Source organism: Paenibacillus sp. LX16, assembly GCF_036252815.1.
In the GTDB taxonomy this organism is placed as follows: domain Bacteria; phylum Bacillota; class Bacilli; order Paenibacillales; family Paenibacillaceae; genus Paenibacillus; species Paenibacillus polymyxa_B.
Genome location: NZ_CP141152.1, coordinates 3,067,269 through 3,083,216 on the forward strand (window position 1 = coordinate 3,067,269; position 15,948 = coordinate 3,083,216).

15 protein-coding genes are annotated in these 15,948 nt (G+C 45.1%); 8 read left to right on the forward strand and 7 right to left on the reverse strand.

Features of this window, described 5'->3' with window-relative positions:
* Nucleotides 1-52: 52 nt before the first annotated feature.
* A complete protein-coding gene (locus T3H97_RS13335) occupies nt 53-2,107 on the reverse strand; it encodes a fibronectin type III domain-containing protein (protein WP_328799951.1) in 2,055 nt (684 codons plus the stop codon).
* A gap of 440 nt (nt 2,108-2,547) precedes the next feature.
* Here T3H97_RS13335 and T3H97_RS13340 point away from each other — a divergent pair, with 440 nt between their 5' ends.
* Complete coding sequence (locus T3H97_RS13340; RefSeq protein WP_134902573.1) at nt 2,548-2,877, forward strand: DUF3817 domain-containing protein; 330 nt, start codon at nt 2,548-2,550, stop codon at nt 2,875-2,877.
* A gap of 125 nt (nt 2,878-3,002) precedes the next feature.
* Here the strand turns inward: T3H97_RS13340 and T3H97_RS13345 are convergent, their stop codons facing one another.
* From T3H97_RS13345 to T3H97_RS13360, 4 genes are all read right to left on the reverse strand, one after another.
* Nucleotides 3,003-3,887 carry an IS3 family transposase gene (locus tag T3H97_RS13345; RefSeq protein ID WP_134902449.1) on the reverse strand — a complete coding sequence of 295 codons (885 nt, stop codon included), beginning with the start codon at nt 3,885-3,887 and terminating at the stop codon, nt 3,003-3,005.
* Nucleotides 3,842-4,156 carry a helix-turn-helix domain-containing protein gene (locus T3H97_RS13350; RefSeq protein ID WP_025722639.1) on the reverse strand — a complete coding sequence of 105 codons (315 nt, stop codon included), beginning with the start codon at nt 4,154-4,156 and terminating at the stop codon, nt 3,842-3,844. Before T3H97_RS13350 ends, T3H97_RS13345 begins: the two co-directional genes overlap by 46 nt.
* Nucleotides 4,157-4,354: 198 nt before the next feature.
* Entirely contained in the window at nt 4,355-4,606 is a 252-nt protein-coding gene (locus T3H97_RS13355) for a YolD-like family protein (RefSeq protein ID WP_061828313.1), read from the reverse strand.
* A gap of 201 nt (nt 4,607-4,807) precedes the next feature.
* Nucleotides 4,808-5,377 (reverse strand): TetR/AcrR family transcriptional regulator, encoded by a 570-nt coding sequence (locus T3H97_RS13360; RefSeq protein ID WP_328799952.1) that lies wholly within the window; start codon nt 5,375-5,377, stop codon nt 4,808-4,810.
* Between the two features lie 137 nt (nt 5,378-5,514).
* Between T3H97_RS13360 and T3H97_RS13365 the strand changes: the two genes are divergently transcribed.
* From T3H97_RS13365 to T3H97_RS13395, 7 genes are all read left to right on the forward strand, one after another.
* Nucleotides 5,515-6,978 carry a DHA2 family efflux MFS transporter permease subunit gene (locus tag T3H97_RS13365; protein WP_190845181.1) on the forward strand — a complete coding sequence of 488 codons (1,464 nt, stop codon included), beginning with the start codon at nt 5,515-5,517 and terminating at the stop codon, nt 6,976-6,978.
* Between the two features lie 207 nt (nt 6,979-7,185).
* Complete coding sequence (gene nikA / locus T3H97_RS13370; protein ID WP_328799953.1) at nt 7,186-8,721, forward strand: nickel ABC transporter substrate-binding protein; 1,536 nt, start codon at nt 7,186-7,188, stop codon at nt 8,719-8,721.
* A gap of 1 nt (nt 8,722) precedes the next feature.
* Complete coding sequence (nikB, locus tag T3H97_RS13375) at nt 8,723-9,667, forward strand: nickel ABC transporter permease (RefSeq protein ID WP_328799954.1); 945 nt, start codon at nt 8,723-8,725, stop codon at nt 9,665-9,667.
* A complete protein-coding gene (gene nikC, locus T3H97_RS13380; RefSeq protein ID WP_250271504.1) occupies nt 9,664-10,518 on the forward strand; it encodes a nickel transporter permease in 855 nt (284 codons plus the stop codon). Before nikB ends, nikC begins: the two co-directional genes overlap by 4 nt.
* A gap of 8 nt (nt 10,519-10,526) precedes the next feature.
* Nucleotides 10,527-11,363, forward strand: a complete 837-nt coding sequence (locus tag T3H97_RS13385) for an ABC transporter ATP-binding protein (protein ID WP_328799955.1) — start codon at nt 10,527-10,529, stop codon at nt 11,361-11,363.
* Nucleotides 11,356-12,198, forward strand: coding sequence for an ABC transporter ATP-binding protein (locus tag T3H97_RS13390; RefSeq protein ID WP_328799956.1), 843 nt, complete (start codon nt 11,356-11,358; stop codon nt 12,196-12,198). Before T3H97_RS13385 ends, T3H97_RS13390 begins: the two co-directional genes overlap by 8 nt.
* Nucleotides 12,165-13,475, forward strand: a complete 1,311-nt coding sequence (locus T3H97_RS13395) for an MATE family efflux transporter (protein ID WP_328799957.1) — start codon at nt 12,165-12,167, stop codon at nt 13,473-13,475. The genes T3H97_RS13390 and T3H97_RS13395 overlap by 34 nt, the downstream gene beginning before the upstream one ends.
* 121 nt (nt 13,476-13,596) lie before the next feature.
* On the opposite strand, the gene katA is transcribed toward T3H97_RS13395, so the two are convergent.
* Both katA and cysC read right to left on the reverse strand, forming a co-directional pair.
* Nucleotides 13,597-15,054, reverse strand: coding sequence for a catalase KatA (gene katA, locus T3H97_RS13400; protein WP_328799958.1), 1,458 nt, complete (start codon nt 15,052-15,054; stop codon nt 13,597-13,599).
* A gap of 290 nt (nt 15,055-15,344) precedes the next feature.
* On the reverse strand, nt 15,345-15,947 hold the full coding sequence (gene cysC, locus T3H97_RS13405; RefSeq protein ID WP_328799959.1) for an adenylyl-sulfate kinase: 603 nt from the start codon (nt 15,945-15,947) through the stop codon (nt 15,345-15,347).
* Nucleotide 15,948 lies beyond the last annotated feature (1 nt).

A 15,948-nucleotide genomic window follows, 5' to 3' on the forward strand; every position in this document is an offset into this window, starting at 1 on the left:
TACAAAAAGGGTTCTAAAGTGAAAACTTTAGAACCCTTTTTTGCAGAAGTATTTATTTTGTAATCGTAATTTGTTTGGATGCAGTATTATAGTTTACCTGATACCCCGACAACTCGCTAATCACTCGTAATGGAACCAGTGTGTAGCCGTTAACAATAACCGGAGCTGTGATGTTCGTCGAATAACTCCGGGAGTTGTTTAACTCATACACGGCAAGGGTCGAATTCTTGACCTGAAGCACTACTTGTTTGCCGTCTGTAGGTCGAGTCAGAATAATCTTTTTGGTCGCCTTTTCATAATTCACCTCGTAACCTATCCGTTCACTGATAAAGCGCAGCGGGACCATCGTCGCCCCATTAATGATTCGCGGAGCCTGAGCCATCGTCGTAGCACGACCATCGACATAAGCTGATTTAGCTCCTGGTGTCAGGGTGAACGAAGTTGAATATGAGGAAACCGCATTGTTAGGGTAGGAGGACGTTGTACCAGAAGTTGTTGTTGTAGTAGAACTCGTCCCGGATGATGAACTACTGGTCCCAATTGCTCTATTGCGAATAGCTTCTAACCGATCCAGCAAATCGCTTTTACGGGTTCCGCTCGGCAGATCACTGATTGCATCTCTGGCAGAACGCCAGTCGGAGGCATTCAGACTGTTTTCTGCAATTCGCATCAAATCTCTCGCTTTCTCATAGTTCGATGAACTAGATGACGAAGAAGAGTAGTAACCATCCGAATCCGTGCGTTCTGATATCTTAACGCCACTAGATTCTCTTCCATTACTATTGACAGTCACGACCTTAATCTCATACCAGCGTCCTTCTCGCAAATCCGTTATTTTATAGGACTCAGAGCTTGTAGTTCCCTCATAATCACCATCAACATATATCTTTACCTTGTCGGCTTTACTCGGCATATCGTAGGTGATTTTGATCCAGGTGTCGCTCTTACTATCTACTTCAAGATTGGACACTTCTGACGAATTGGAGGACGTACTGTCCGTTGTGGCAGTCAGTCTCACACCAGAGGACAATGCACCTGTGCTTCGCTTGGACCTAATCGTGAACGTGTAGGTCTGGCTTGCCGAAAGATTGTTGAATGTATAGGATGATCCTGTTGAATCGGTTACCAGTTGCCCGTCCTTATACAGACTGACCGTACTAATTCCGCTAGGCTTTGTCCAGGAAACAGTAACACTATAGTTATTAACTGATGTCACTGAAGCACCTGTCACATCGGGCACGATATCGGTAGAGACCGTAGAAGTTGTAACTGGAATACTAACTCCTTGAGATATATTTCCGGATTTGTCTATCGTTTTGACCGTTACGGTATAGGCTGTGGCAGCATTCAAGACATTAAACGTGTAAGACGTGCCTGTGGTTCTTTGAATTTCTGTACCATTTAAATAGACAATCGCTTGGCTTAAGTCAGCATCCTTAGGCAATATGTAATTGATGGTAAATCCATTATATCCTACATTCGTAGCTGTCAGCCCGCTTACCTCTCCTGGGGGTGTCTTATCCACAGGACCATCAACGGAAGCCGTTTTAGCCTGTATTGTCGCACCTTTTGATTCATCTCCGCTCTTATTCACCGTCTTCACTTGAAAGGTATAGTTCGTATTCGGCTGTAAACCGCTCAACATATAAGAGTTACTTCTAATATTATCTACATACACATCGTTAGTGACACCAACCACTTTTACATGGTCAAAATTAAGGTCTGACGGATTGGTCCAGGACAAATTCACTTTTGTTGTTTCTGTAGGAACCGCTGTCAGATTACTTACCTCTGCCAGCGCGGTATTGGCAGTAACCATTTGGCTCGACACTACTTTTAGCATTTGGTTAAGATAGGTGTTCTGGCCATAGCCTTTGGTTAACGTAGTCACTTTTGTGCCTGAAGTAACAGGCACATGACGACCTTGAGCGGTTGCTAATTTGGTATGTAACTGTGCTGTATTCAGGACTGTCAGATTTGAGTTATGCCTTTCAGTCGGCAACGCGCTAGCCACTGCATCGGGTGCCAAAATGCCATATCCCGTATTCAAAATCAGTGTAGCCGTTGCGAACGGAGCCATCCATTGACGCAAACGTTTTTTATTCATATTCTATGCTCTCCTTGATACCAGAATGGAAATTTATTTGTCAAAAACTAATAATTTAAGCTTACAAGCCCTTCTGCTGCAATCCAGCTTTTAAAATATGTACCATAATGTACACACGTTCATTTAACTGTTATCGGAATTTGCATACAAAATGTTTAGGCTTCACACCGCATTTTTACTGATAGGGGTCGCGCAAACAATATATGATAAGCCCTCGCACTTGACCAACTTAATGTTTTTTCTTACTCCAAGCCATCTTTCTAAGTCCCATTGTTTGTTTCAATAATTTAAACGAAATTACGATTATCGTTTCCGGGGACGTAAGCTGTGGGACGTTGGAATCAGCCGTAAATATTCGATATATCGTAACTTTCTACCGTTTAATAACATTGCATTATAGGATATATTAAATTTTAAGCACTAGGAGAAGGAGGTTTATTATGTTCAAAAATGCCTTTAAGATGTTTGGTGTCATTGGTAATATTGAAGCGATTTCATATCTGCTGCTTGTGTGTATCGCTATGCCACTTAAATACGCAGCTGGAATGCCACAAATGGTAAGCTGGGTGGGTATGATCCATGGGGTACTATTCGTGGCTTATGTTGTAGCGACTGTGGTCATGCTGATTATGCGGAAAATAACGCTACTGCAAAGTCTTGCTGCCTTGATTGCATCGCTGTTGCCGTTTGGTCCCTTCATTTTTGATCGTAAGGTGCTTAAGAAAGCCGAAGCACGTGCCAGTCATACCAGCCCGATAAAAGCTACATAAGCATGTACAAGGGCAAGTGCCAATACAACAACGCGGCTTTCTCTTCCCACTCATGCAGCAGTATACAAAAACAACCGATGGCTCTAATGGTCAAGACCCCATTTTATAGACACTGAAAAAAGACCCTAGGCTATAAGCTGCTTCCGATACTCTTTCGGAGGCAGCTTATTTAACTTTCGTTGTGGTCGACATTGGTTGTAAAATCGAATATATTCTTCTATTCTCCTTTGTGCCCCGTCCATATTTCGGATATCATATGGGTAGAGCCCTTCCGTTTTGAGATGCGAGAAGAAGCTCTCCATCGAGGCATTATCATAACAATTGCCTCGGCGAGACATGCTGATCCGGGCGCCAACCTTTGGCAACATGTCATGGTACGCATGGGACGTGTACTGGAATCCCTGGTCGCTGTGAACGATGAGGCCAGTCACGTCTTTTTGCTGTTTAAAGGCTTGTCGAAACGTCTGTAAAACCAGTTCGTTATCATTTCTATGGCTCATCTGGTACGCGATAATTTCGTTATTGAACAAGTCTTTAATCGCAGACAGATATAGCCAGCAATCCCCCACACGATATTGCGTGATATCTGTGACCCATTTTTGATTAGGTTTGTCCGCCTTGAAATCCTGTTTTAGCAGATTTTTCGCCACACGACCTTTCGTAGAGGAAGCATAGTTGCAGCGATGTTTCCGGCGAATTTGTGAGCGGATTCCCAAGACCTGCATGAGCCGGAGTACCTTTTTATGGTTCATCCAGACTCCATGATCGTGCTGCAAAAATAGTTGAATTTGGCGATAGCCGTAGACCCCGTTATACTGCTCATACACTTTCTTCACAAGTGCTTTCGCGTCCCGATCTCGATCTGCTCCTCTACGCTTTAAGAAGGCGTAATATCCACTTCTGGAGACTTTGAAAAGCGTACACAGTTTGCTAATAGGATAGTCTTTCGCAGCTTTCTCAATGGTTATATATTTGTGTGCTTCATCTCCTGTATCCAGATTTCCAAACACTTTTTTAGCATATCATTTTCCCGTCTCAGCTTCTGTACATACCTATCCTGATCGATATACTCCTTACGCCGTCCTCGCTGGTCCATGAGCCCGAATTCACCGAGTTGCTTGTATTTGCGCATCCATTCTTTTAATCGATGTCGATCTGCGATCCCAAACTTCTCCATGAGTCTACGATACGTCCAACCTTCTTCAATATGGAGTCGTATGGCCTCTACCTTGGTTTCAAACGTATACTCGTTAAACTTTGTTCCCTTTTTCGCCGGCATAAAAAATGCACCCCTTAGATTTCATCGGATAAACCAGGGGTTTATTCCAATGTCTATTCTAAGGGGTGCACTTCACTAAACCACTCGGTTGTTTTTGTATACGCGAATTGTAAATTGTTACTTTCCCACGCAGTAAGGGAGACTCTAACTTTGTCATTCTTTTCTTCCCTATCTGCTATATTTATGTAATCACAACAACTAATCTCTCGGGTAATTTACACTCATAATATCCATAAAAGGAACTTTATCCGTTTCTCCATTACTCTCTACATGAACCTTTCCTGTTCTCGGGTCCATTTTAACAATTTGTCCACGGGTTGTTTCTTCGCGTCCCCATACGGTCAATACAACTTCAGATTGCTCTCGTTGTGCTTCTACAAGCTGATTCCCGATTTCCTCCAGTACAAATTCATCCCGAGTAGGCCGTTTGGGTACCTTCGCTTTTGCCACTTGCTATCACCCTTCCTTCACGCAAAATCAAAATCAAATTCATTCCATTTTACCATACTTTTCATCATTTGGTGCTGGTAATGTGAGTAAAATTACGTCTCAGAACCACAAAAAAGCCGAGTTCTCAAAAACGAGAACATCGGCTCTCTAAAGTTACTTGTTGGAGCTCATTAGGAGAGATTGAAAATTGAAGAGACAGGATTATTTGACCAACTGTGGAATGTAATCCACGATATTATAAATAGGAGCACTGCTCTGTTGCGTAACGGCCAAAATCAATGCACCTTCGAGCATCGAAATGATAAGTACCGCCAGACTGTGTGCCTTTTCCTCGTCCCAGCCCGATTCCTGAAGACGCTCCATATAGATGTGCTGCCAATCTGTAAACGTATTCACACAAGCATGACGTAGCGATTCACTAATACAGGAAGTTTCCGCAGCAGCCCAGAAGCCAATCGGCATGAAGTCGTTAAAGCCGGTACGGTCTGCTTCCTCAGCTGTATTACGAATAAAATCCTGAATGGCTAGTACTGGATTATCATTCCCGTCCAGTGTCTGTTTTAATTTTTGCTTTATAAACTCATTCCCTCTTCTTATGCACTCCAAAGCCAATTCTTCTTTACCACGCGGAAAATAATAATAAAGTGACCCTTTCGGTGATCCACTCTCCGCAAGAATCTGATTCAGTCCGGTCGCGTGATACCCCTGATGAAAAAAGAGCTTCGATGCGGTTTGTACGATATTCTCGTATGATTCGGGTTTAGCAGCCATATACAGCATCCTTCATTATTTAATATTTACAACTTATACTTTGACAAAAAAATAACAACATGTTTATTATATATAGACCGATTGTTATAATTCAACACTATTAATTTATTTGGAGGAACAAAAACAACATGAGTACAATGAGTCAAACAAGTTCACCCTCTGAACCCAAAACGTTCAAGGTGCTACCTATTATGATTGCGCTGCTCCTTAGCGGCTTTATTGGGATGTTCAGTGAAACGGCACTTAACATTGCACTGAATGATTTGATGCAGATTTTGCATATTACAACTGCAACAGCCCAATGGCTGACAACCGCTTATCTGCTTACACTCGGTATTTTAGTACCTGTATCGGGATTGCTGATTCAAACCTTTACGACAAGACAGCTGTTTGTGACATCGTTGCTATTCTCAATAGCCGGTTGTCTCGTTGCCGCACTTGCACCTACTTTTTCAGTGCTATTGATCGCACGTATTCTTCAGGCCATTGGTACGGCGTTGTTATTGCCATTGATGTTTAACACCATCTTGATCATTTTCCCGGCTGAAAAGAGAGGCGCGGCTATGGGGATCATCGGATTGGTCATTATGTTTGCACCTGCGGTGGGACCTACCATTGCAGGACTGGTACTGCAAAATCTGTCTTGGCACTGGATCTTCTGGATCTCCCTTCCATTCTTGGTTCTCTCGCTGATCTGCGGTGTTTTATTTATGCAAAACGTTTCAAAAACGACCAAGCCCAAAATTGATTTTTTATCTATCCTATTGTCTTCCATTGGCTTCGGCGGTGTCGTGTTTGGTTTCAGTAAATCCGGAGAAGGTGGCGAAGGTTGGGCTAGCCCGGTTGTTTTGCTTCCTGTAATCATCGGTCTGGTATCGTTGATTCTGTTCTCTGTACGCCAGTTGAAAATGAAGCAACCTATGTTGAATTTGCGTGTGTTTAAATATCCAATGTTTGTTATTGGCGTTATCATGGTATTCCTATGTATGATGACGATCCTTTCTACAATGCTGATTCTTCCACTCTTTTTGCAAAAAGGGCTGGCTCTGTCTGCTCTAACAGCAGGTTTGGTACTTCTGCCTGGTGGGATTATCAATGGTCTCTTGTCTCCCATTATGGGCTCCCTATTCGATAAATTTGGTCCCAAATGGCTTGTCATTCCAGGACTTGTGATTGTAGCTGCTGTTTTGTTTTTCCTGTCCGGCATTACAACAACATCAACTCTTGTACTCATTATTGTGCTTCATAGCTGCTTGATGATCGGCATTTCCATGATTATGATGCCAGCTCAGACAAACGGCCTAAATCAGCTCCCTATGGATCTATACCCAGACGGAACAGCCATTATGAGTACGCTCCAACAAGTTGCTGGTGCAATCGGTACAGCCGTAGCGGTAAGCATTCTCTCCAAAGGTATGGATGGCTATTTGAGCCAATCCAGTATGCCTGAATCCGTAAATGAAATGGCCAATGCCATGACAATCGGATCACAAAATTCATTTTTCTTTGCGATGATCATCAGTGTGATCGGGTTGATCCTTGCCTTTTTCATCCGTAGAGTTCATGTTGAACATGGCACTGCCAAAGCTCCCATGCACTAATTTATAATTTTCATGTGATCCCAAATTAAAAATATGTGAATAAACTTAAAGACTGCTAACCATATCACTATTGGTTAGCAGTCTTTTTGATATGAATTTACATACACATTCATCAATTACATATTTACAAAGCACCTTCATTTGGTTACGATATGATTTATGAGTTAAAGCGTAAAAATTACGATTACTATTAAGGAGGACTCCCTGTTGTTTAAGCGTTCTTATTTTAAACTATTTATACCTGCGGTAATGGCGGTGATGATGGCAGCCTGCGCTTCATCTCCGTCAGCTTCACCCTCTCCATCTGCTGCACCACAAGATAAAAGTGTCACCTTATTGTTCAACGTGCAAAGCCCTACTATAGACCCCCATTCAGATGTAAATTACACAGCTGTTCGTGCTGGAGTAAGTGAAACACTGATAAAAGTGAACAAGGATCTTAAGCTGGAAGCTTGGCTTGCAGACAAATGGAACAGCAAGGACGGACAGCACTGGACCTTCAACATCCGATCAGGTGTGAACTTCCACAGCGGTAAAGCCGTCAATGCTGCTGCTGTCAAAGCCTCTTTGGAAAGAGCGTTAAAGCTCAATCCATCGGTCAAAAATGCGCTACATATCCGTGATATTCATGCGGATGGACAGATTTTGACCATTACGACAGACAAGCCTTTCCCAGAATTTGTGTCTGAGCTGGTTCATCCGAATACGGCTATTATAGACATCACAGCTACAGGTGACCTCCCATCTGGGACGGGACCGTTCAAGGTTGCCAGCTTCCGTGCTGGAAGTGAACTGAATTTAGATCGCAATGAACAATATTGGAACGGTGAAGTAAAGTTGAAACATGCCAAATTCATGTTTAACGAAGACGCCAATGCACGTCAGCTTGCTTTCCAAGCCAAAACTGCTGATATTGTGTATCGCCCGCCAATTGAAAGCCTGGAGCTATTGAAAGCTGATTCTACCGTTAAGGTAGACTCGCTTCCTAGTTTGCGAACGCATCAACTTATTTACAATATGAACAATAACGATCTGAAAAAGACGGCTGTGCGTAAGGCATTCGATAACCTGATCAACCGTGATGAGATTGCCAGCGGTATCATGTCCGGCCAGGGAACCCCTGCTCAAGGGCCATTCTTGCCCGACTTTCCATTTTCACCCGAATATATCACGAAAAAGTTTGATTTGAATGCTGCACGAGAAGGCTTCAAGCAAGCTGGATATACAGTGCAGAACGGAAAAGTTGCAAACCCCGACGGCAAGCCGCTTCATCTTACATTACTAACTTACCAGTCGAGAGCGGAGCTTCCACTCATTTCCCAGCTGATACAGGCTAACGCTAAAGAACTTGGCATTACGATTGATATCCGTCAGGTTGATAATATTGACGAATACCTTGCCGCTCATCAAGATTGGGATTTAGCGACTTATAGTAGCATTACAGCCCCGCGCGGCGATGCAAGCTATTTTCTGAATGCGGCTTACATGCCTGAAGGAGCGCTGAATTATGGGCGTGTGCATGTACCGGAACTCACGGGTATGATTTCACTGCTGAACACAACCGTGAATGAAGAACCACGCAACAAGCTGGCGCTGAAGGCTGTCACGCTGATTGACCAAGAAAATCTGCAATCTTTTCTGGTCCATCCAAACAACGTAGTGGCCTATCGCGATTATGTACATAACTGGGTAACTAGCCAAAGTGAATACTACTTGCTGACCCAGGACCTGGATGTGAACTAGCATGTTCAAATCCATCGCCAAAAAGTTTCTTGAACTTGTACTGTTCTTTCTTATTCTTTCCTTTGTGAGCTTCTGTCTGCTTAAGCTTGTTCCGGGCGATCCCGTCCGGAGCATTCTCCGGGTAGACGATGTAGCTGTGTCCAATCAGCAAATTATGGATATGCGCAGCCAACTGGGGCTGGATCAGCCATTACCTGTGCAATATGCTAAGTGGCTGGTTCAGTTGCTTCAGTTTGATTTTGGACATTCTTATCTAACCCATCGTCCGGTATTCACAGAGTTTATGGAAAAGCTGCCATATACACTGCTGCTGACCGGAGGTTCCCTGTTCATTATGCTGCTGATAGCTCTCCCGCTGGGAACAATGGCGGCGCTCTACCGTAACCGCTGGATTGACAGCGCCAGTCGTGTGTTTGCCTTAATCGGCTCTTCGATTCCCAGTTTTTGGCTGGGGCTTTTGTTTATCGAATGGTTTGCAGTTAAATTGCGCGTTTTGCCGTCTATGGGCGAAGGAACCGCTTTTCATTTGGTACTCCCTTCTCTTACCTTGGGATTAGCAATGGCGGCCGTTTATGTACGAATGATCCGCGCAAGTCTGATAGAAAGCTCGGGGCAAGACTTTATCAAAGCGGCGCAAGCGCGTGGCATCAGCCCCATTCGCATTTTTTTCAGACACATGCTCCGCCACAGTCTAGTTCCACTCATTACGGTATTCAGTGAGAGTATAGGCAGCCTACTGGGAGGCACAGTCGTGATTGAAGTGCTATTCGCCTATCCGGGGCTGGGCAAATGGATTGTGGATGCCATTGCTGCAAGGGATTACCCCATTATTCAGGGCTATACCGTATTTATGGCTGCATTCATTGTATGTATCAATATCTTGGTAGAGCTGTCCTACCGTTGGGTCAATCCCGAAATCGCTTTGAAGGAGAAACGTTTATCATGATAAAATCCGTACATGCGGAAAACAGGCAGCTCACTAGAACACGATTGTCTAAAACATGGATCGTGTCGCTCTCCATCCTGCTCATTCTTGCAGCAATTACAGTCGTTCCGTTTCTTGCACCGCAAGATCCGTATCGTATCCAGATGGGGAATCGACTACAATCGATCAGCGCTACGCACTGGCTGGGAACGGATCATTTGGGCAGAGATGTACTATCTAGAGTCATAGCTGGACTTCGGACGACTGTCGGAACCAGTTTGTTGATTTTGGCCGTTTCGCTGGTTGTCGGGGTCCCTCTTGGTCTGCTTTCAGGATTTATTGGAGGCTGGATGGATCGTGTATTCAAACGGGTAGTTGATGCCTTCATGACATTACCTGATTATATTTTTGCCATTGTACTGAGCGGTTTGCTCGGACCAGGCTTAGTAAATCTTATTTTCGCGGTGACTGCGGTAAAATGGGTTGGTTATGCACGCCTGGTGCGTAGTACCGTTCTGGCAGAAAAGCAAAAGGATTACATTTCGTTATCCATACTGGCGGGTACCTCCTCCCTACGGATTGTCATGCGGCATATTCTCCCCCATGCAATGGGGAATGTTCTTGTGCTGGCTACGCTGGATATCGGCAAAATCATTTTAATGATTGCCTCTCTATCTTTTTTGGGCTTAGGTCCACAGCCGCCAATTCCCGAATGGGGTACTATGTTGAATGAAGGACGAGCGTATTTTCAAATGGCTCCCCACCTGATGCTGGTTCCAGGGATAGCTGTCGTGCTAACAGTGCTACTGGCGAACGTATTTGGAGACAAACTGCGCGACCGTTATGATGTTAAAACCCGGACAGAGGAGTGAACTGGCACATGCTGACTATTGAAGGCTTAACGATTCGGACAAATGCAAAAACGATTGTAGAGCAACTGGAGCTTGCCATTCGTCCGGGGGAATGGTGTGCTCTAGCCGGCGAAAGCGGTAGCGGCAAAAGCATGACGGCGTTTGCTATCGGCGGCCTTCTCCCCTCTTCTGTTACAGCGAAAGGAATCATTGCGTGGAAGGACAATAATTTGCTAGCCCTATCCGCTAAACAACGACGTTCTTTGCTTGGTAGTGAAATATCTTACATTTTTCAAGACTACCACGGGGCTTTCACCCCCTTTCTGCGTGTAGGCAGCCAACTGGACGAGCTGATGCGCGCCCACGGCAAACAAGATCGCAAGGCACGTAAGAAACTCTGTATCGAGGTGCTGGAGCGCGTACAGCTTCCCGCCGAGCGCGTGTACCGCAGCTTTCCGTTTCAGCTCAGCGGCGGTCAATTGCAACGGGCAGCTATTGCGGCTGCACTGCTACTGGAGCCGAAGTTGCTTATTGCCGACGAGCCTACAACAGCTCTGGATACGCTCACAGCTCATCGGGTGCTCCAGCTCATTGACCAAATCCGGACGGAGACGGGTATTTCTGTCTTGTGGATCACTCATGACCTGCGTCATGTACGCAAGTATGCAGATCGAATCGCAGTGATGCGCGAAGGTTCGCTGGTTGAAACTGGTGAAACGCAAGCGGTGCTGAACCATCCGGCCCACCCGTATACTCGTCGTCTACTGGCGGCTATTCCACCGCTGTCTCCGGGCGCTCCAGCACGTTTGCCTTACAACAGCACTGAAGAACAGAACGCATTGGAAAGGAGTGCTTTGCATGAATAATCAAGCCGCCTGCGCTCAGCAACAAGACACGTCTAATGCTGTCGTGACCGTCTCCGGTTTGACGAAGGCTTACACTGGAGGCAAAACGGTGCTGCAAGATATTGCTCTGTCCATCTCCCCTCGAGAATGTCTGGGTATTGTCGGGGAAAGCGGCAGTGGGAAAAGCACACTCGCTCGTTGTATTTTGACATTGGACCCGTTTGATCAAGGTGAGCTTAGACTGGATGGACAGTCTATCCGGGGATTAAAGCGGAGCGAGTTAAAACGGATTCGCAGCAGGCTGGGTGCAGTTTTTCAACATCCATCTGCGGCTTTGAACCCCAGACTAACCATCCTGCAATCCCTACTGGAACCACTGGACGAGCTTAAGTACTATGTTCCTTCTTTTATGACGGGTATGTCCTCAGAACGTCGGGATATAGCAGAACATTTACTTGAGATGGTAAAGCTTCCAGCCAGCTATCTGAACAAGTTTCCACATCAGCTCAGCGGTGGGGAAAAGCAGCGTGTAACCATCGCACGTGCCATCAGCACAGAGCCGGATTTTATCGTATTGGACGAGCCAACAGCAAGTCTGGATGTGACCACACAAGCCACTGTTTTGAATCTGCTCAAGGATTTACAGGATGAGCTAGGATTGGCTTATCTGTTTATCTCACATGATCTGGCGGCTGTGCACTTTATGAGTGATCGAATCATGGTCATGAAAGAAGGCAGTGTGCTTGAGCATTTTCCCAAGGAAGCATTATTTCATTCGGATCGCCATCCCTACACACAATCATTACTGGAGGTTTTTTCAACATGTTGCCTTCCCACCGAGCCTATCTTGCTTTAGCTATCCCTTTAATTATTTCGACGATTACAACCCCGCTACTCGGTGCGGTGGATACAGCTGTAATCGGTCATTTGAGCGATTCCGCGTATTTAGGCGGTGTAGCGGTGGGCACTCTTATTTTCAATACTTTATATTGGCTGTTTGGCTTTCTGCGAGTCAGCACATCAGCTTTCACAGCACAAGCCGCGGGGGCACAAAATAATGACCAGGGCATAGCTGCTCTCATGCGCCCACTGGCCATTGCTTTACTCATTGGTGCGGGATTTATTGTGTTACAAAAGCCAATTCTGCTAGCTTCTCTTCAGCTAATCCATCCAGCTCGGGATGTAGCTGAGCAGGCAGCAATTTATTTTAACATTCGTATTTGGGGAGCCCCTCTTACATTGGTGAACTATGTACTGCTCGGCTGGCTGATGGGATTATCCCGTGTGAAGGCTACATTATTTTTGCAAATTTCAATGAACGTAATCAATATGGTATTAGCTATTGTATTTACACAGATGATGCATTGGAATGTCACTGGTGTAGCAAGCGCTACTCTGATTGCGGAAGTTTTTGCATGTATATTGGGTCTCGTTCTGGTGTTCCGCTCATCGATCTGGAGAGAATGGAAGCAAAGCGGACAGATGAATTGGCGAGGTTGGTTTGGAGCTTCAGAGTTGAAAAGTGTCATGGCAACAAACCTTGATCTTATGATTCGTACAGCCTGTCTGCTGACGATGTTTAATCTGTTTACGGCGCGCAGTGCAAGCTTTGGAACCGATCAATTGGCGGCAAACGCTATTTTGTTGCAGATCCATTATATTATGGCTTACTTTTTTGACGGGTTCGCCAACGCCAGTAGCATCATGACGGGTCAGGCTCGGGGTGCCGGGGATCGTAAAATGCTGCAAAGGGTTATTCACTTGTCCTGGTTCTGGACACTGGTGACCAGCGTAGTGACGGGAGGATTATATCTCGCACTGAAAGAGCCGCTTATCTCACTATTTACGGGTAATGCTACAGTGATTAGCCTTACAGGCCCTTATAATGGATGGCTTGTGGTCTTTCCGCTGGCAGCCGGGCTGGGACTGGTATTCTACGGTGTGTTTACGGGGATGACGGTAACGTATCCGATCCGTAATTCGATGCTGATGTCATTGCTCTGCTTTTTGATCGCTCTCTTCTGGTGCGTTCCCCATTATGGGAATCACGGACTTTGGCTATCCTTTATCGTATTTGCACTAGGACGGTCACTGTTTCTTGTAATCTATTTACCTCGCTTGCAGAGGATATAGCAGCACCTGATTTACATCGCTCTCAAAAACAAAGGATGTCCCATCCACCATGTACGTGGTGTTGGGACATCCTTTTATTATTTATTCATACGGCTTTCAGGTTAGGAGTTTGCAGATACCTCTACTCGCCTTGAGGAACGGTCAAGCCCAAACCTTCGGCTATACGGCGTCCGTATTCAGGATCAGCTTTGTAGAAATGTCCGATCTGACGTAGTTTGATTTCATCACTTTCTACGGGCTTCATCGCATTTACGATGTTTCGGACCAGACGTGCGCGCTCTTCTTCACTGAGCAAGCGGTATAGGTCACCCGGCTGTGTGTAGTGATCATGATGATCGTAGGCTACACTTTGAGCCTCGCCAGACACTTCAAAAGGGGCAATTTTATGCGCCGGTGATTCTTTGGGTCCACCGAGACTATTAGGCTCATAATAAACAGATCCTCCGCCATTGCTGTCACTGCGTAATGCACCATCACGTTGGTAGTTGTGTACTTCCGCATGCGGACGGTTGATCGGCAACGAATTGTGATTTGCACCTACACGGTAGCGATGTGCATCTCCGTAGGCAAACAGGCGTCCTTGCAGCATTTTATCCGGGGATGCCTCAATACCAGGAACAAATGAACCCGGGGAGAATGTCGCCTGCTCTACCTCAGCAAAATAGTTCTCAGGATTGCGATCCAGCACCATGCGTCCAACCTCGATCAGCGGGTAATCCTTTTGAGACCATACTTTTGTCACATCAAATGGATCAAAGCGATACGTATCTGCATCTTCTACCGGCATAATCTGCACATGAAGTTTCCATGCAGGAAAATCACCTTTTTTGATGGCATTAAACAAATCTTCTGTATGATAATCCGGATTTTCACCAGCAATTTTCGCAGCCAAATCCACATCAAGATTTTGCACACCTTGCTCTGTTTTAAAATGATATTTCACCCATACTGCCTGTCCTTCGGCATTTACCCACTTGAACGTGTGACTACCGAAACCATGCATATGTCTAAGTGTAGCTGGAATACCGCGGTCAGACATAAGGATACTTACCTGATGCAGCGATTCAGGAGATAAGGACCAGAAATCCCAAACTGCATTCGGGTTTTTCAGATGGGTTTGGGGATGACGTTTTTGCGTATGAATAAAGTCAGGAAATTTAATGGCATCCCGAATAAAAAACACAGGTGTATTATTGCCCACGAGATCATAGTTGCCTTCTTCTGTATAAAACTTCACCGCAAAACCACGTGGGTCGCGTACAGTATCGGACGAGCCCAGCTCACCCGCCACAGTAGAAAAACGGATAAACATCGGTGTACGCTTGCCCACTTCAGACAAGAAGCTTGCTTTTGTATATGCAGACAAATCATTAGTGACTTCAAAATATCCGTGCGCCCCTGCACCTTTTGCATGAACGACACGTTCCGGCACACGCTCCCGGTTAAAATGCGCCAGCTTCTCCAGCAGATGCACATCCTGAATTAGTGTGGGACCCCGTGAGCCTGCTGTGATCGAATTTTGATTATCTCCAACAGGAGCGCCCCAGCTTGTAGTCAGGTTCGTTGGTTGGTTACTCATGATTGAAATCACCTCTTGAATGAATTGGTTAACTATGTGCCTTTCACTATAAATTGTGCACAAACAAAAATCAATACTTTTTTATAATTATTATAATTTAGGATTTAGAATTAGTTTAAAATCATAAATAAAAAAGCAAGCCCTATAAGGCTTGCCGTATATGCACTACTGTATTTATTTACTAATAAGTATGCTTCAACTTTCACGTTCTGTGATGATTACTTCGATCACTTCTCGAAGTTTTGCCATGGAGGCTTTCAGACAATATTCATGTAGAATTCATCATAAAATCATAAAAGCAGCTGCTTCCTATCGAGAAAATCCAAGATATCCTCAACTGACTGGATTACCTCCCGGCCTTCTGTGGATACGATTAGATCCGGTTCTAGCGGTGCTTCATAGGGAGCATCAATCCCCGTAAAATGATGAATTTCTCCGGCACGCGCTTTCTTGTACATTCCTTTTGGATCGCGTCGCTCACATTCCTCCAGGCTACACTGAATATAAATCTCATAGCAACCTTCCTGCTGTAAAATCTCCTTTACCATTTCACGATCTTCACGATAAGGGGAAATGGTGGCGCAAATCGTTAGAACACCCGCATGTGCCATTAGCTTTGCAACTTCAGCAATACGGCGGATATTTTCTTTACGGTCAGCGGGCAGGAAACCTAGATTCTGATTTAAACCGTGCCGAACATTATCCCCATCCAAAATAAACGTGTGTATGGCTTGTGCGTATAACGCTTTTTCAAGTGCGGAGGATACCGTTGATTTTCCCGAACCAGACAGCCCCGTAAACCAAAGCACCGGACTTTTATGGCCATTCAAAAGCTGACGCGCTTGCTTATCAATATCGGACACATGCCAGGTTATATTCGATGATGGATTCATT